We start from the raw sequence: 15,435 nt of genomic DNA on the forward strand, positions 1-15,435 counted from the left end.
GTGATGTTTAACGCCGGATGAACGGATGAGGAGTCGGGCGACCTGGCTGAATATCGGATTACAGCCACCCGCCACACGTGGCGCTGATCATTCTGTGACGCGCTGACATAGTTGTGACATGCAATGGCGCGTGAAGCCGGTCCTCCCGGTCACGAAGTTGATGGGCGCGGTCGCCGCGCTGGTTCTGGCGGCCGCTTTCGCACAGGGCGATCCGGTGCGCTGGGTCCTGGCGGGCCTGATCACGGTCGGTCTCACCGGATGGGCTCTGCGCGATCTTCTGGTTCCGGTCCGCCTCACGGCGGACACCGAAGGGGTCACGGTGGTCACCGGCATCGCCCGCCGCCGGCATCTGCCTTGGTCGGCCATCGAGTGCGTACGGGTGGAGCACAGTTCCCGACGCGGCCTCAAGAGCGAGTTGCTGGAGATAGACGCCGGCGATGCGCTCTACCTCTACAGCGCGAACGACCTGGGCGCGCTGCCCGAGGACGTGGTGACGCAGCTGGCCGACCTGCGCAGCTAGCCGCCGAGGATGCTCATGGTCCGCGCGACGGCCGCCACCACCAGCGCGATCACGATGGCCGAGCTGCCGATCGCCTGTTTCACTGCACGGTTCGGCTGGTTCGCGTAGACCAGGACGGCGCACGCTATGGCGCCGGCCACGAGACCGCCCAGGTGTCCGGCGATCGAGATGCCCGGGATGGTGAACGTGAAGATCAGGTTGATCGCCAGGAGCGGGATCAGCTGACTGGAGTCGCGCCCCGTGCGCCTGTTCAGCACGATCGCGGCGACGACCAGGCCGAACGTGGCCGTGGACGCGCCCGCCGACGGCTGGTTGGGCGCCTGGAAGAGGTAGGCCGCGACGTTGCCGCCGAACCCGGCGATCAGGTAGAGCGCGACGAACCGCAGCGGGCCGAGCTGGGCTTCCAGATAACGGCCGAGCTGCAGCACCAGCATCATGTTGAGCAGCAGGTGCAGCACGCCGTAGTGCAGGAACATGCCGGTGACGAGCCTGTACCACTCGCCGTTGGCGATGCCGTGCAACTCGCCGTTCGGATAGAGCGCGAGACCGAGCACCTCGCCGAAGTCGGTCACCGACGTGCCGGAGCCCATCAGGCCGCCGAAGCCACCGCCCCCGCCGCCGGCGATCGCCCGCGGGCCGCCGACGATCACTGACGCCACCATCACCAGCACGTTGAGCGTGACGATCGAGATGGTCGCGTAGCCGAGCTGGCCGGCACGGCTCCCGCCGAAAGCGGTGCGTGCCGGCCGCTGACCACGGCGTCCCTCTTTGACGCAGTCCGGGCACTGGTGGCCGATGGACGCGTCGTTCATGCAGCTGGTGCAGATCGGACGCTCGCACCGGCTGCACTTGATCAGTGTTTCCCGCGACGGATGGCGGTAGCACATCGGGACCGTCGAGGGAGCCTCACTCATGGCACCAAAGGTACCTTGAGCTGTCAGGAACGCTCGATCTCCACGCGCTCGACCACGACGTCCTCGCGCGGCCGGTCGCCCGGGCCGGTGGGGGTGTTCGCGATCGAGTCGACGACCTTCGCGGACTGCTCGTCGGCGACCTGACCGAAGATCGTGTGCCGGCGGTTCAGGTGCGGGGTCGGCGCGACAGTGATGAAGAACTGCGAGCCGTTGGTGCCCGGGCCCGCGTTCGCCATGGCGAGCAGGTACGGGCGGTCGAAGCTGAGCTCCGGGTGGAACTCGTCGCCGAACTGGAAGCCCGGGCCGCCGCGACCGGTGCCGGTCGGGTCGCCCAGCTGGATCATGAAGCCGGCGATGACCCGGTGCGAAATGGTGCCGTCGTAGTACGGGCCGCTGCCGGTCTGACCGGTGCGCGGGTCCTTGTACTCCTTGGTGCCTTCGGCCAGCTCCACGAAGTTGCGGACGGTCGCCGGGGCGTGATCCGGGAAGAGCTGAAGCCGGATCGCACCGTGATTGGTGTGCAGGGTGGCGTAAATGTTCTCGGCCACGGGTACTCCCGTCTGCGGTGATGGGACTGTTCTCGTGCAATTCGGATCCTCCCCCATGTCGGGGATCCGGCGGCGCGGGGGTACCCGAGAAGGCAACATTGCCTGGGAGAAGACCACAGGAGGTGGGCACTGGTGTTCGCAACATTGCGTCGCAACCGCCGGAAGGCAAAGATGCGCAACGAGCTCGGCCAGAGCGTGGATCACTTCAAGCGCGCTGCGTCGATGGCCGCACACGAGACGAGCGCAACCGTCTCGCCCAAGATCAATGCGGCTCGTGACCGGGTCCAGCCGGCGGCCAGCAAGGCCAAGGGCGCCGCGACGGACAGCTGGGACAGCGCCCTCGCCGCGCTGACTCCGCTGGTCACGGCGGCCACGGACAACGTCCGGCAGGCCGGCAAGACCACGAAGAAGCAGTCCAAGAAGCAGATCAAGGCCCAGCAGAAGCAGGCCGAGAAGCTGCGCAAGAAGGCCGAGAAGGCGACCGGTCGCAAGCAGAGCCGCAAGGGCAAGCTCGCCGGTTACGCGCTGCTCGGCACCGCGGTCGGACTCGGCGCCGCCTACGTGGCCCGTCGTCGCCGTGAGGCCCAGTGGGACGAGTACGAGCCGGCGCCCGCCACGTCGCGCCCGGTCGGCGCCGACGATGCGGCTTTCGAGCCCGTGGAGCCGGTCGTCTACACCACTGCCAACGGCACGGTTACCGATCAGAGCAAGCAGGACCCCCGGTAACAGCCCGTCAGGCTCGGCCGGCCCGGACAGGATCCAGGGCCGGCCCGGCCGGCAGGTACGCCAGCAGCCGCTCCGGCACCCGGAGGGGCGATACCCCCGCGTACCCGAAGCGGCCGAGCAAGTCCCGGCTCGCGAGCTCGAACCTCAGCCCGGCATCGGTGACCAAATGCACATCGTGACCGTCGGTGGTCACGATCGCTCCGTGGCCGCGGGCCACCGAAATGGGTGAGCTCGATGCGAACGGGGCGTTCACTCGTACGAGGGCGGGAAGATCATCGCCCGCAAGGGTGACGCACGCACTCGCCGGTGTATCGCTCAGCTGGGGAATATCAGCTGGTAGACCCGGTGCGAAACCGGCCTCGGAAGCCGACGCGGGCAACGACCGGAACTCCTCGCCGATCATGGTGGCGGGTGCCAGCAGACGCGCCTGAAGAGCGGTGAGCGGCGCGATGCCGTCCCGCAGAACCACCGCGAACTGGTCACCATCGGTCACCACCTGACCGATCTGCCGACCGGCGATCACCGACGGTCCACCCTCCTCCGGGATCTCCGGAGCGGTCAGCGCGGGCCCGGCCGGAATCGCCTCGGCCCACCCGGACGGCACCTGCCAGGGCCGGCGGCCGAACCATCCGAGGGCGCGCTCCGCCCCTGTCGGGATCAGCAAGCGACGGCCTTCGGCGATCAGATGTGTACGGCCGGAGCCGTCCCGTACGAGAAGACCGCCCGTCTCCGCCCGGCCCGCCGGCGCCGCTCCCACCAGCACCGTCGTCCCGCCGCCGGCCGTGCAGAGCGACCAGGCGCCGGTCAGCAGATCGCCCGCCGCCGGAAGCGAGTCGGGCGCGCCCGGGATCCCGAGCGGCTCGCCCAGCGGGACCGCCGCGAGCTTCTCCGGCCGCACGGACCGCAACTCCGGCCGCTCCGCCTGCGCCAGCAGGAGCCCGGATGTGTAGTTGAGCACAGGGTGCAGCCGGCCGTCGGCGGGCAGGAAGACGTAGCGCGTGCCGCTCACCCGGTCCAGCAGGATCGCGCCCGGATCGGTCGGCGAAGTCCGCGTATGACCGGTGACCAGGCCGTATGCGGCAGCGGCGGCGAGCGCCACGGCCGCGACGAGCAGGCCGGCCAGGGCGGTGACACCACCCCGGCGCAGCGGCGGGCGCGGCGGATCGGGATCGTGCGTGATCACCGCGGCGACGACACGCTGCACCGCGAACCGGTACGAATGCAGCTCCGACACCCACCGATCCTATCGGCGAGCGTGGATCTCTAGAGCCAGCCGTTGCGGCGGAACGCGCGGTACAAGAGGACCGTGATGACCGAGAGGATCAGCACCAGGCCGGGATAGCCGTATTTCCAGCCCAGCTCCGGCATGTACTCGAAGTTCATGCCGTAGATGCCGGCGAAGGCGGTCCAGACCGTCGCGATACCGGCCCAGGCCGCGATCTTGCGCATGTCGTTGTTCTGGTCGACGGTCACCTGGGCGAGCCGCGCCTGCAGGATCGAGTTGAGCAGGTCGTCGTAGGAGGACACCTGCTCCACGGTCCGGGTGAGGTGGTCCTGGACGTCGCGGAAGTAGCGCCGGATCTCCTTGGGGACCACGCCGTGGCTGGACGTGATCGCGGCGAGCGGGCGCTGCAGCGGCACCACCGCGCGGCGGAACTCCACGAGCTCCCGCTTCAGCTGGTAGATCTGCTGGATCGGGGCGGTCCGGTCGCGGGAGAAGACGCCCTCCTCGATGATGTCCAGGTCGGCCTCCACCTGGTCGGCGACCTCGAGGTAGTTGTCCACCACCCGGTCGGTCACCGCGTACGCCACCGCCCACGGGCCCTGCTCCAGCAGCACGGCGCGCTGCGTCTCCAGGTCGGCCCGGACCGGCGCCATCTCGGACGCGTCACCGTGCCGGACCGTGATGACGAACCGCTCCCCTATGAAGATCATCATCTGGCCGGTCTCGACCACCTGGGAGCTCTCGGTGAGCTCCTGGTGAGGCACGTACCGGGCGGTGCGCAGCACCAGGAAGTGGACCGAGCCGAACTGCTCCAGCTTGGGCCGCTGCTCGGCCTTCACGGCGTCCTCGACGGCCAGCTCGTGCAGCCCGTACGTCCGGGCGATCGCCGCCATCTCGTGCTCGGACGGCTCGTGCAGGCCCAGCCAGACGAACCCCTCCTTGCGGGAGGCCTCGATCAGCGCCTGGTCCGGCGTGAACTCGCCGGCGAGGCGCTCACCGCCCACGTAGACGCCGCAGTCGACGACCGAGGTGTGGTCGCCGGATCGGCCGGGGTGGTCGGGGTGGTCGCCGTTCGCGGCGAACGGATTTATCGCCCGCATCCGGTCGGCCCAGAGTTTGCCGAGAGGCCGACCCTTGGTCCAAGCGCCGTGTTCTCGCTCAGCCATGTCCAGACCTCCCCCGGATCGCCCGCCAAACCCGTCGAGGCTACCTGTTCGCCCCGGCGCCGGTCCGGGTTCTCCCGGACCGGCGCGGCGCGACGTCAGCCCCGGACTTCCTCGATCGCCTCGGCGATGCGGCGCACGCCCTCGTCGATCTGGTCGACGGTGACCGCCGAGTACGCCAGGCGCAGCGAGTTCTTGCCGCCCTCCAGCAGGAAGTCGCTGCCCTTCACGACCGCGACGCCCTTCTTCATGGCCGCCGGGAACAGCTTGTCCACGTCGACGTCCGCGGGCAGGTCCACCCAGAGGAAGTAGCCGCCGTCCGGCTCGGTGAAGGTCGCGCCGGGGATGTGCTTGCGGATCGACTCGGCCAGCACGCGGGCCCGCTCGCCCAGGGCCGCGCTCACCGTGCGCACCGACTTCTCGATGTCACCGGAGACGCAGAACTGGTGGACGATCGCCTCAGAGACCATGCCCGGGGAGATGTACAGGTTGGTGGCCTTCTTCGCGATCGCGTCGATCAGCGCGGCCGGGCCGACCAGGTAACCCACCCGGACACCCGGGCAGACCGTCTTGGTGAAGCTGGACGCGTGCACCACGGTGTTGTCGCCGTCCAGCGAGAGCATCGACGGCAGCGGCTCGCCACGGAAGCGGATGTCGACGTACGGGTCGTCCTCGAAGATGATGAACTCGTACTGCGCGGCCAGGGCGAGCAGCGCCTGACGCTTCTCCAGCGACAGCGTGAGGCCGGCCGGGTTCTGGTAGTTCGGGATGATGTGCGCGAGCTTCGGGCGTACGCCGGACTCGAGCAGACCGCGCAGCTCGTCGATGTCGATGCCGTCCTCGCGCAGCGTCACCTGGTGCACCTTGGCGCCGAGGTTCTGCAGGTTGAGCAGTGTCCGGTCGTAGGTCGGCTTCTCCACGATCACGTCGTCGCCGGGCTGCACCAGGTGGCCGAAGAGGAACGCGTCCGCCTGGAGCGAGCCGTTCGTCACGATGACCTGGTCGGGAGAGACGTTGTGCTTGTCGGCGATCCACTTCCGCAGCGGGAGGTAGCCGACGGAGGTGCCGTAGGCGGTCACACCGGCCGGATCGGCGTCGAAAGCACGGGCTGCGGCGGCCTTCAGGCCCTCCACGTCGACGATGTCCAGCGACGGGGCGCCACGGGCGAAGGAGATCAGCTGCTCAGCGGTCATGGTCCCCAGCTTAGAAGCTGGGTCTATACCATTTTCGGAGTGGTCCTTGCGAGTGCGGCTATCCTCGCTGGGCACCGTCACACCCTTATTTTGGAAGGAACCACCCCATGATCGGTTTGGTACTCGCCGCCGGGGCTGGGCGCCGGCTGCGCCCGTACACGGACACGCTGCCTAAGGCGCTGGTCCCCGTTGACGGGGAGACCACGATCATGGACATCTCGCTGCGCAACCTCGCTGCCGCGGGGCTGACCGATGTCACGATCGTCGTCGGCTACCGCGCCGAGGCGGTCGAGGTCCGGGTCGACGGCTTCGAGCAGAAGTACGGCGTGAAGATCTCCCTGGTTCACAACGACAAGGCCGAGGAGTGGAACAACGCCTACTCCCTGTGGCTCGCCCGGGACCACTTCGCCCAGGGCGCGCTCATGGTGAACGGCGACACCGTCCACCCGGTGAGCGTGGAGCACACGCTGCTCGCCAACCGCGGCCCGAGCATCCTTCTCGCTGTCGACACTGTGAAGAAGCTGGCCGACGAGGAGATGAAGACCGTCTTCAATGAAGATGGCCAGCTCACCAAGATTACGAAGCTGATGGAGCCCTCCGAGGCCTACGGCGAGTACATCGGCGCCAACATCATCGAGGCGTCCGCGGCCGGCAAGCTGGCCGACGCGCTCAAGGCCACCTGGGAGGCCAACCCCGACCAGTACTACGAGGACGGCTTCCAGGTGTACGCGGACCGCGGCGGCGAGGTCCGTGCCGCGTCGATCGGCGACCTGCCCTGGGTCGAGGTGGACAACCACGACGACCTGGCGAAGGCCCGGGACATCGCATGCCGCTACTAGCCCGTAGCGTCCAGACCCCGCTGCACATCGAAGTGCGGCGGGGCGCGGTCGCCGACCTCGGCAAGATTCTTGCCGACGGCCGCATCTCCTCCGGCGGCGACGTCGCGGTGGTGGTCGGCCCGGGCATCGGCGAGCAGATCGTCGATCTGCTGCGCCCGTCGCTGGCCTCGGCCGGCATCTACGTGACCAGCGGCGGCACGCTGGACGCGGCGCTGGAGCTCGCCGACAAGCTGCGCTCCGGCAACTACGACGCCGTGGTCGGCATCGGCGGCGGCAAGACCGTCGACACCGCCAAGTACGCCGCCAGCCGCTGGGGCCTGCCGATGGTGTCGGTGGCGACGAGCCTCGCCAACGACGGCATCGCATCCCCGGTGGCGAGCCTGGTCAACGACGGGATCAAGGGGTCGTACGGGGTGCACATCCCGTTCGGCGTCATCGTCGACCTGGACTTCGTGGAGAACGGCCCGGACGCGGTGAACCGGGCCGGCATCGGCGACGTGATCAGCAACATCAGCGCGCTCGCCGACTGGGAGCTGGGCCGTGAGGTCCGCGGCGAACCGGTCGACGGCATCGCGTCCTCGCTGTCCCGGATGGGCGCCGAGGCGATCCTGTCGATGCCCGGCGACATGAACGACGACGCCTTCGTCACCGTGCTCGCCGAGGCCCTGATCTGCAGCGGACTCGCCATGGCGGTCAGCGGCAGCAGCCGGCCCTGCAGCGGCGGCTGTCACGAGATCATCCACGCGACCGACTCGCTCTACCCGGGCACCGCCTCACACGGCGAGCTGGCCGGCCTGGGGGCGCTGTTCTGCACGTTCCTGCGCGGCGACGAGCGCCGGTTCGGCCAGATGGCCGACTGCCTGCAACGGCACCAGTTGCCGCGCACGCCGGCCGACGTCGGTCTCGACGCCGACCAGTTCGTCAAGGTCATCGAGTTCGCGCCGCGGACCCGTCCCGACCGCTACACGATTCTGGAGCACCTCGCGATGACGCCCGAGGAGATCCACCGGAAGCTGACTGAGTATGACGACGCCGTCGCGGCCCGCTGAGGCTCCGCCGACCGCGGCGGACTACTACGCGGTCAACCGCGGCGGCGGCCTCTTCAGCGAGGCGATCAGCCAGCGGATCGGCTCCCGGATCGCGGTGCAGGCACACAAGCACCACCTGTCGCCGACCGTGATGACCGTGTTCAACCTCGGCCTCGGCGTACTCACGTCGTTCGCCGTGATCGTGGCGGCCGGTCCGGTGGCCGACGGCTTCTGGGCCGCGCCGATCGGGCTGCTCGCGCTGATCGGCTGGCAGCTGGCGTACGCGTTCGACTGCTCCGACGGTCAACTCGCCCGCGTAACCGGGCAGTCCAGCGCGGCCGGCGCCCGGCTGGACGTGCTCTGCGACGTGGCGGTGCAGTCGTCGCTGGTCGCCGCGCTGGCCGCGACCGCGAAGGCGCAGGAGCCGGACACCCCGGCCTGGCTGCTGGCCGCGTTCGCCGCCACCTGGATGGTCAACCTGGTCACCTCGGTGATGCAGACCGGCGACAAGGCGTCGAGCATGGTGACCAGCCAGGCGCTGCCGGTCCGGGCGGCCAAGCTGATCCGGGACTACGGGTTCGTGGTGGCGCTCGCGGGCGTGCTGCTGACCGTGGCTCCGCAGTGGACGGTGTGGTTCGTCGCGCTGTTCACCCTGATCAACGGCGGCTTCCTGGCGGCCAGCATCGCGCACACCGGCCGCGAGGCCCTGCGAGGCTGACCGCTCCGTTCGTGAAACGCCGCGATCCTCCAAGATCGCGGCGTTTTGCCGTCGTACGCATGATCCGGCGTGAGCGGCGCTGCGAGCAGCCGATCAGCGCGACATGTCCGCATAGATCTCGATGAGACGCTTCGTGAGCACGTCCGGGTGGAAGTGCCGCAGATACCGCTCCCGCGCCTGCCGAGCGGCGTGGGCCGCGCCGTCCCGGGCGGCGGGCAGCACCGCGGCGAGCGCTGCCGGATCCGGCGCCGCCAGCCAACCGGCCGCCTCCGGGCCCTCGCCCACCATGTACGGGATCCCGCCGACCGCGGTACCCAGCACGGCCCGCCCCGACGACATCGCTTCCAGGATCACCGTGGGCAGGACGTCCTCCCAGGTGGGCGTCGCGACGACCACGGCCGAGGCGTTCCGGGCGGCGATCATGCCGGCCTTGTCGAGCGGCCCCAGGTAGACCACGTCGGATCGGGTGGCCGCCGCCTGCTCGGCCAGTGGGCGCAACTCGCCGTCGCCGGCGATCCGGAGCAGGCCGAGGGATCCGACCGGGTGCCGCTGCCACGCGTCGAGCAGCAGGCCCAGGCCCTTCTCCGGGGAGAGTCTCGCGCCGTAGAGGAAGCCTTCGCCGAGGGCTTCCGGCGTACCGGGATCGGGAAGTCCATTGGGCTTGATGACGATCCGCTCGGGCTTGACGCCGTAGTCCACGAGATGTGCGGCGATCTTGTCGGTGAGCGCGATGTATCGATCGACGGAGTGCCAGGTCGGCCGGTGCACCGCGAGGGTCGTCGCCATGATCGCGCTCTGCGCCGCCGAGCCGCGGTAGCACTTGTGTTTGATCGCCGGCCAGCCGAGCGCCTTGCCACGGCAGTCCCGGCAGTTGTGGCCGTCCCGGAAGTACAGCCCCGAGGAGCAGACCTGCCGGTAGTTGTGGACCGTCTGGACGACGGGCACGTTGTGGGCGTGCGCGGTCCGGATCACCCAGGGCGAAAGCAGGGGATAGGGGTTATGCAGGTGCAGAACGTCCGGCTTCTCCGCTTTTAATACGGCAGCAAGATCTTTCTGCGCTTCCAGCCCATAAATCGGGTAAATCGGTAGTAGCGCCTTCTGAGCGCCACCCATCGACGAGATCGAATCGGAACTCCGCTGGAACGGGACGACCTGAACGCCGGACTCCCGCAGCTGACCGATCTCCGTGTCGACGATGACGTTCTCGCCCGAGGGGATCGCCTCGCGGTACCGGTTGTGCGCTACCACCACCTTCATGGCGCGAAACGCTACCGTGAGATGGTGCCCGAACTCCCCGAGGTCGAGGCGCTCGCCGCATACCTGCGTGAGCGCGCGGTCGGCCACACCGTGCAGCGTTTCGAAGTGGCGTCGTTCAGTGCGCTGAAGACGTACGACCCAGCGCCGTCGGCCTTGACGGATCTTGGAATCACGAGCGCCGGCCGGCACGGCAAATTCCTCGACGTCGGCATCGGCCCGGAGATCCATCTCGTGGTCCACCTGGCCCGCGCCGGCTGGCTGCACTACCGCGACTCGTTCAAGTCGCCGGCCCCTCTCAAACCGGGCAGCGGCCCGATCGCGGTCCGGGTGCGCCTGGACGACGGCTCGGGGTTCGACCTGACCGAGGCCGGCACCCAGAAGTCGCTCGCCGTTTACCTGGTCCGGGACCCCTCCGAGGTCCCCGGGGTCGCGCGGCTCGGTCCGGACGCCCTGTCGGTGTCCCGCGACGAGTTCGCCGAACGGATCACGTCGCAGAACGGACAGATCAAAGGGATCATCGTGAATCAGGAGATCATCGCGGGAATCGGCAACGCCTACTCCGACGAGATCCTGCATGTCGCCAAAATGTCCCCCTTTGCCCTGACCGGCAAGCTCACCGACGACCAGATCACTTCGTTGTACGAGGCGATGCGCGAAGTGGAGACCGACGCGGTGGAGCGCTCGGTCGGTCAGAAGGCGGCCGAACTCAAGGGTGAGAAGCGGGCCGGGATGCGGGTGCACGCCCGCACCGGGCTGCCCTGCCCGGTCTGTGGCGACACGGTCCGGGAGGTCTCGTTCGCCGACAAGAGCCTCCAGTACTGCCCCACGTGCCAGACCGGCGGCAAGCCCCTCGCGGACCGCCGGCTCTCCAAACTGGTGCGATGACTCGATCACGGAGCGTACACAGCGGGATTGCTGCCACAACGTCACCTTCTCTATGGGCAATCCATCGGTATAGTGGCCCGGTCCCTGGCAACCGTTGTGACGCGAACGGGTATCGGCGGACCCGCCGACGATCCAAAGGTCGTGGCGGTGCGTAATCTTTTTCCGGATGCGGGAGGACGTAGGCGAAGTGACGACTAGCCTGCATCGCCCAACAACCGACAGCAGCCGGAGCCAGCCCGTGGGGTACGACAGCTTCGAGTGGCAGCAGACGCCGCCGCCGAGCAACGGCGTACCCAGGTCCGCCTGGACCCGGCAGCACCGCCGCCTGAACCGCTGGCACCGGCCCTACACCTTCGCCCTGGTGATCGTCGATCTGCTCTCCGCGCTGGTGGCGAGTTATATCGCGGATTCACTGCTGGAGAAGTCGAAGAGCGGTTTCATCAACCGTTCGTGGGGCCTGTTCGACGGCATCGAGTTGTTCAACTTCTTCGCGTACGTGGTGCTCCCCCTCGGCTGGCTCGTGCTGCTGTGGACGAACGGCACCTACGACCGGCGCTATCTCGGCCTGGGCAGCGAGGAGTTCAAGCGGGTCGTCCGCACCTCGGTCACCGTCGTCGCCAGCGTGTCCCTGCTCGCGTTCGCCACCAAGACCGACCTCTCCCGCGGCACTGTCGCGACGGTGTCGCTGAGCGCGCTGGTGCTCATCGTGGTCAACCGGGCGATGGCCCGGCAGATCCTGCACTACTCCCGCCGTCGCACCGGTCACGGCGCGCACCGGATGATCCTGGTCGGCACCCTGCCCGAGGCGCTCGAGGTCTACACCCACGTCACGCGCAGCCCGGCCGCCGGTCTCATCCCGGTCGCGATCCACCTGACCGACGGCTACGCGGCCGCCCGCGGCATCGAGACGCCGGTGCCGATCTACGCCGGCCGGGACGTGCTGTCGCTGGTCCGTGAGGTCGGCGGGGACACGATCGCGGTCTGCGGTTCGGCCAGTGCCGAGCCCGGCGAACTGCGCCGTCTGGCCTGGCAGCTGGAGGGCACCGGCGTCGACCTGGTCGTCGCGCCGCAGCTCACCGACATCGCCGGCCCGCGCGTGCACATCCGCCCGATCGAGGGCCTGCCGCTGCTGCACGTCGAGGAGCCCACGCTCTCCGGCCCCGGCTGGCTGATCAAGAACCTGATGGACCGGGTCGCCGCGGGTCTCGGCTTGCTGCTGATCAGCCCGATCCTGGCGATCATCGCGCTCGGCATCCGCCTCTCCGACCCGGGCCCGGTCTTCTTCCGCCAGACCCGTGTCGGCCACGACGGCCGGACCTTCCGGGTCTGGAAGTTCCGGACGATGTACCAGGACGCCGAGGAGCGCAAGGCCACCCTCGAAGAGCTCAACGAGTCCGACGGCATGCTCTTCAAGATGAAGCACGACCCGCGTATCTTCGCGTTCGGTCAGAAGCTGCGTGCCACGTCCCTCGACGAGCTCCCCCAGCTGATCAACGTGCTCAAGGGCGAGATGTCCCTGGTCGGCCCCCGCCCGCTCCCGGCCGACGACGGCGACTACCTGGGCGACGTCCGCCGCCGCCTGCTGGTCCGCCCCGGCATCACCGGCCTCTGGCAGGTCTCCGGCCGCTCCGACCTCTCCTGGGACGAAGCGGTCCGCCTCGACCTCTACTACGTCGACAACTGGTCCCTCACCTACGACCTGTCGATTCTCTGGCGCACCATCTGGGTCGTCCTGAAGCGCAAGGGCGCGTACTAACCCCGATCTCGCAGCGGGGCGGTGGGTTCAGACCGCCGCTCCCGCCGAGGGCCCGGCGCCGGTCGCTGGCCGCTACGCGTCCAAACCGCGACCTCACACCGCGCGACCTGCGTAATGGGTTGCGCCCCTCTCCTATCAGTCCCCACCCCAGTCGCCGACCGCCCCGTGGCGGTGACTCACCGCCAGGCGCCACCCTCGGCTGTGACTCACCGCCCGGAAGTAGCCGCTCCGACAGCAATGGGTCACAGCCGAAGCTCGCTGGCCCAACCCCACGTGCGTCAGCCCACCCGAACAACAGCAACGAGTCACAGCCGCAGTCCGCTTGGCCCAACCCCACGTACGTCAGCCCACCCGAACGACAGCAATGAGCCACAGCCGAAGCCGTCGGCCCAACCCCACGTGCGTCAGCCCACCCGAACAACAGCAATGAGTCACAGCCGCGCGGCACCGTCACCCGCAACCGGCACGTTGCCGCGTTTCCGACGCGCGCCACCTCCACGCCCGAAATGTCGCTCCCGTGGACGGCTAACGTGATCTGGGGACGGACTCGGCGGGGTTGTGGATTGCCGTGGACGGGTAGACGCGCGAACATTCCTGCGTGGCGGGACAGGCAGGCAGTGTGCTCGCGGTGCTGGCTGTCGTCATCGCGCTGGTGGCGGCCGTCGTCGGGACGATCCGGCTGCGAGCGCGGCGGGGGGTCGCGACGGCGATGCAGCGGGCCACCTACGACGTGTTGCACACGGCCGCGCTCGCCGCCGAACCGCTGCGGGCCGGGCTGACCGCGGCGAGCGCCGGAAAAGCGGTCCGCCACCTCAGGACGCTGGTCGGCGCGGTCGGGATGGCGATCTCGGACGGGCAGCGAAGCCTCGGTCATGACGGCCGGGGCGCCCACCACGAGGAACAGTTGACGGCCGCGGCCAAGCGGGCCACCGCAACACAGCGGTCCGTCGTACTCAATGGCTCTGATCTGCCTTGTGACCGGGTGGATTGTGTGGTGCGGGGTGCGGTGATCGCGCCGCTGGCCGGACCGGACGGGACGCCGCAGGGCGCGCTGGTGGCGGTGGCCGACGATCAGCCGGCGCCGGGGCTGGTGCAGGCGACGCTGGAGGCGGCCCGATGGGCGGGTTCGCAGCTGGCCCTCGCCGAGCTCGATTCGTCCCGGGAGCGGCTGGCCCGGGCCGAGGTGAAGGCGCTGAGGGCGCAGATCAGCCCGCATTTCATCTACAACGCGCTGACGGCCATCGCCTCGTTCGTCCGCACCGACCCGGAGCGCGCGCGGGAGCTGATCCTGGAGTTCGCCGAGTTCACCCGGTACTCGTTCCGCGCGCACGGCGAGTTCACGACGCTGGCCGAGGAGCTGCGGTCGATCGACCGCTACCTGATGATCGAACGGGCCCGGTTCGGTGACCGTCTCCAGGTGCGGCTGCAGATCGCGCCGGAGGTGCTCCCGGTCGGCCTGCCGTTCCTCTGCCTGCAACCGCTGGTGGAGAACGCGGTCCGGCACGGCCTGTCCCGCAAGCCCGGCGTCGGTATGGTGAGCATCGAAGCTCGTGACGCCGGCGCGGAGTGTCACATCACGGTCGAGGACGACGGGGTGGGCATGGATCCGGCGGTCTTCACCCTCGAATCGCATCGGACCGACGAGGAGGACGGCCAGCACGTCGGCCTGGTGAACGTGGACGAGCGGCTGCGGAGCGTCTTCGGCGACCACAACGGCCTGGTGGTGGAGACGGCGCCGGGAGCTGGTACGAAAGTGAGCATGCGAGTGCCGAAATTCCACCCCCACGTGCGGGCATGAGCCTCGTCGTCCTGGCCGTCGATGACGAGCCGCCGGCGCTCGACGAGCTGGCCTACCTGCTGAACGCGGACGGCCGGGTCGCGCACGTGCACCGGGCCGGCGACGCGACCGAGGCGCTGCGGGTGCTGCGTGACACCGAGGTGGACGCGGTCTTCCTGGACATCCGGATGCCCGGTCTGGACGGCATGGAGCTGGCCCGGATCCTGCGCCGGTTCGCGCAGCCGCCGGCGATCGTGTTCGTGACCGCCTACGACGACGGCGCTGTGGACGCGTTCGACCTGGGCGTGACCGATTACGTCCGCAAGCCGGTGCGTGCCGAGCGGCTGGGCGAGTCGCTGCGGCGGGTGGCCGGGTTGCGGGCCGCTCCCGCGCCGTCGGTGCCGCCGGACGAGCCGGCTATCCCGGTGGAGCTGGCCGGCACGACGCGGATGCTTCCGCGGTCGTCGGTGCGGTGGGTGGAGGCGCAGGGCGACTACGCGCGGCTTCACACATCAGAGACATCCCATCTTGTACGGGTGTCCCTCGCCACCCTTGCCGAGCGCTGGGCCAATGCCGGTTTCGTCCGCATCCACCGCTCATACCTGGTCCAGTTGCGCCTGGTGACCGAGCTCCGGCTGACCGGCTCGGGCTACGTCGTGTCCGTGGACGGCGTCGAGTTGCCGGTGAGCCGCCGCCACACCCGCGAGCTCAAAGATCGTCTGATCAGGGCCGTGAAACACGACTGGACCCGCTAATCCACACGGTTGTCCACAGGTCCACAGGCTTTCCCACAGGGTTATCCACAGGCTGAGGCCGCTTACCTTAAGTCTCGGATCGTCTCCACAGATCGTTCACAACTCCACCGCCTCCTCTCCTCACCAGGTCT

At 69.0% G+C, this 15,435-nt stretch carries 15 protein-coding genes; 9 read left to right on the plus strand and 6 right to left on the minus strand.

Annotated elements, in window-relative coordinates; translation table 11 throughout:
• Positions 1 to 118: 118 nt before the first annotated feature.
• Positions 119 to 520: a PH domain-containing protein gene (locus EP757_RS10090; RefSeq protein WP_127544164.1), complete on the plus strand. Its 402-nt coding sequence runs from the start codon at positions 119 to 121 to the stop codon at positions 518 to 520.
• Here the strand turns inward: EP757_RS10090 and EP757_RS10095 are convergent.
• Positions 517 to 1,434, minus strand: coding sequence for a rhomboid family intramembrane serine protease (locus tag EP757_RS10095; protein ID WP_127544166.1), 918 nt, complete (start codon positions 1,432 to 1,434; stop codon positions 517 to 519). The two genes, EP757_RS10090 and EP757_RS10095, sit on opposite strands and share 4 nt — an antisense overlap.
• A gap of 23 nt (positions 1,435 to 1,457) precedes the next feature.
• Positions 1,458 to 1,982: a peptidylprolyl isomerase gene (locus EP757_RS10100; protein ID WP_127544167.1), complete on the minus strand. Its 525-nt coding sequence runs from the start codon at positions 1,980 to 1,982 to the stop codon at positions 1,458 to 1,460.
• 171 nt (positions 1,983 to 2,153) lie between these two features.
• On the opposite strand from EP757_RS10100, the gene EP757_RS10105 reads away from it, so the two are divergent.
• Positions 2,154 to 2,708: a hypothetical protein gene (locus tag EP757_RS10105; protein ID WP_127544169.1), complete on the plus strand. Its 555-nt coding sequence runs from the start codon at positions 2,154 to 2,156 to the stop codon at positions 2,706 to 2,708.
• 7 nt (positions 2,709 to 2,715) lie between these two features.
• Here the strand turns inward: EP757_RS10105 and eccB are convergent, their stop codons facing one another.
• From eccB to EP757_RS10120, 3 genes are all read right to left on the minus strand, one after another.
• Positions 2,716 to 3,942, minus strand: a complete 1,227-nt coding sequence (eccB, locus tag EP757_RS10110; protein WP_127544171.1) for a type VII secretion protein EccB — start codon at positions 3,940 to 3,942, stop codon at positions 2,716 to 2,718.
• A 29-nt stretch (positions 3,943 to 3,971) separates the two neighbouring features.
• The gene (locus tag EP757_RS10115; RefSeq protein WP_127544173.1) at positions 3,972 to 5,099 is read right to left on the minus strand and encodes a magnesium and cobalt transport protein CorA; all 1,128 of its coding nucleotides are present in this window, start codon (positions 5,097 to 5,099) and stop codon (positions 3,972 to 3,974) included.
• Between the two features lie 95 nt (positions 5,100 to 5,194).
• Positions 5,195 to 6,289: a PLP-dependent aminotransferase family protein gene (locus EP757_RS10120; protein WP_127544175.1), complete on the minus strand. Its 1,095-nt coding sequence runs from the start codon at positions 6,287 to 6,289 to the stop codon at positions 5,195 to 5,197.
• A gap of 107 nt (positions 6,290 to 6,396) precedes the next feature.
• Here EP757_RS10120 and EP757_RS10125 point away from each other — a divergent pair, with 107 nt between their 5' ends.
• The 3 genes from EP757_RS10125 to EP757_RS10135 are packed head-to-tail and all read left to right on the plus strand — an operon-like array spanning position 6,397 to position 8,874.
• The gene (locus EP757_RS10125; RefSeq protein ID WP_127544177.1) at positions 6,397 to 7,128 is read left to right on the plus strand and encodes a sugar phosphate nucleotidyltransferase; all 732 of its coding nucleotides are present in this window, start codon (positions 6,397 to 6,399) and stop codon (positions 7,126 to 7,128) included.
• Positions 7,116 to 8,177: an iron-containing alcohol dehydrogenase family protein gene (locus EP757_RS10130; protein ID WP_127544179.1), complete on the plus strand. Its 1,062-nt coding sequence runs from the start codon at positions 7,116 to 7,118 to the stop codon at positions 8,175 to 8,177. The genes EP757_RS10125 and EP757_RS10130 overlap by 13 nt, the downstream gene beginning before the upstream one ends.
• The gene (locus EP757_RS10135) at positions 8,152 to 8,874 is read left to right on the plus strand and encodes a CDP-alcohol phosphatidyltransferase family protein (protein ID WP_127544181.1); all 723 of its coding nucleotides are present in this window, start codon (positions 8,152 to 8,154) and stop codon (positions 8,872 to 8,874) included. The genes EP757_RS10130 and EP757_RS10135 overlap by 26 nt, the downstream gene beginning before the upstream one ends.
• A 93-nt stretch (positions 8,875 to 8,967) precedes the next feature.
• Here EP757_RS10135 and EP757_RS10140 read toward each other — a convergent pair whose 3' ends face one another.
• Positions 8,968 to 10,131: a glycosyltransferase family 4 protein gene (locus EP757_RS10140; protein WP_127544183.1), complete on the minus strand. Its 1,164-nt coding sequence runs from the start codon at positions 10,129 to 10,131 to the stop codon at positions 8,968 to 8,970.
• 24 nt (positions 10,132 to 10,155) lie between these two features.
• Between EP757_RS10140 and EP757_RS10145 the strand changes: the two genes are divergently transcribed.
• The 4 genes from EP757_RS10145 to EP757_RS10160 all read left to right on the plus strand — a co-directional run bounded on the left by EP757_RS10145 (position 10,156) and on the right by EP757_RS10160 (position 15,304).
• On the plus strand, positions 10,156 to 11,016 hold the full coding sequence (locus tag EP757_RS10145; RefSeq protein ID WP_127544185.1) for an Fpg/Nei family DNA glycosylase: 861 nt from the start codon (positions 10,156 to 10,158) through the stop codon (positions 11,014 to 11,016).
• Positions 11,017 to 11,182: 166 nt separating this feature from the next.
• The gene (locus tag EP757_RS10150) at positions 11,183 to 12,772 is read left to right on the plus strand and encodes a sugar transferase (protein ID WP_127544187.1); all 1,590 of its coding nucleotides are present in this window, start codon (positions 11,183 to 11,185) and stop codon (positions 12,770 to 12,772) included.
• Positions 12,773 to 13,370: 598 nt separating this feature from the next.
• Positions 13,371 to 14,570: a sensor histidine kinase gene (locus tag EP757_RS10155; RefSeq protein WP_127544189.1), complete on the plus strand. Its 1,200-nt coding sequence runs from the start codon at positions 13,371 to 13,373 to the stop codon at positions 14,568 to 14,570.
• A complete protein-coding gene (locus tag EP757_RS10160; protein WP_127544191.1) occupies positions 14,567 to 15,304 on the plus strand; it encodes a LytTR family DNA-binding domain-containing protein in 738 nt (245 codons plus the stop codon). The genes EP757_RS10155 and EP757_RS10160 overlap by 4 nt, the downstream gene beginning before the upstream one ends.
• Positions 15,305 to 15,435: the final 131 nt, after the last annotated feature.

This window comes from Actinoplanes sp. OR16 (genome assembly GCF_004001265.1).
Lineage (GTDB): Bacteria > Actinomycetota > Actinomycetes > Mycobacteriales > Micromonosporaceae > Actinoplanes.